This window comes from Cereibacter changlensis JA139 (genome assembly GCF_003034985.1).
GTDB classification, from domain to species: domain Bacteria; phylum Pseudomonadota; class Alphaproteobacteria; order Rhodobacterales; family Rhodobacteraceae; genus Cereibacter; species Cereibacter changlensis.
In genome coordinates, this window is the sequence record NZ_PZKG01000418.1 from 1 (window position 1) to 605 (window position 605).

The following is a 605-nucleotide window of genomic DNA, read 5'->3' on the forward strand; positions in this document are numbered from 1 at the left end:
ACGCGGCGCGGGGCTGGCGAGCGCCATGTCGCGCAGGGTCAGAGCCTCGCCGGAGGCCAGCGCCACCGGCCAGCCGCCGCCCTCCGGATGGCCTCCCAGCGCGCGCAGCTCGCCGGTGTCCACCAGGATGTCACCCACCCCCTCGGCCTTCAGCAACTCCGGCACCCGGTCGGCGATGAACCCTTGGGCGATTCCGTTCAGCGTCAGGGCTCTCAATAAGAACAGAAAGAGAACGAATCAAGCCGGGTTGTCCGGAGCATCTCGGTAGGGTGGAAGGGGATGGCCCCAACGGGAGGGCACGTCATCGACGCCCTCCCGCACGGCCCGCAGGTCGCGCCCCGCTCAATCCCGCCCGACATCACCGCGGTCAGGGCCTCCGGTCGTCTCGTCCGGGCGGGTGGGGAACACGAAGACCGCGTTCAGGGCGAAGTTGGCGAAGAAGGCGATGCCGACGCCCGTGGTCTTGGCCAACACCGGCGCGAGGTGCAGCAGATGCGCCGAGAGGGCCGTCACAGCGACGTTGACGACGAACCCGGCTGCAGCTGCGGCCAGAAACACCGGATAGCGCCGCAAGCTGGGCGCCGTTCCGAAGACATAGGACGACG

At 69.3% G+C, this 605-nt stretch carries 1 protein-coding gene and 1 pseudogene; both read right to left on the reverse strand.

All coding sequences use genetic code 11. The features are described from left to right. Nucleotides 1-210 (reverse strand): annotated as a pseudogene (locus tag C5F48_RS24435) (FAD:protein FMN transferase); the annotation flags it as partial. Between the two features lie 132 nt (nt 211-342). After that, nucleotides 343-605, reverse strand: a 263-nt coding sequence (locus C5F48_RS24440; protein ID WP_146170787.1) for a GtrA family protein, incomplete at its 5' end; no start/stop codon positions are given.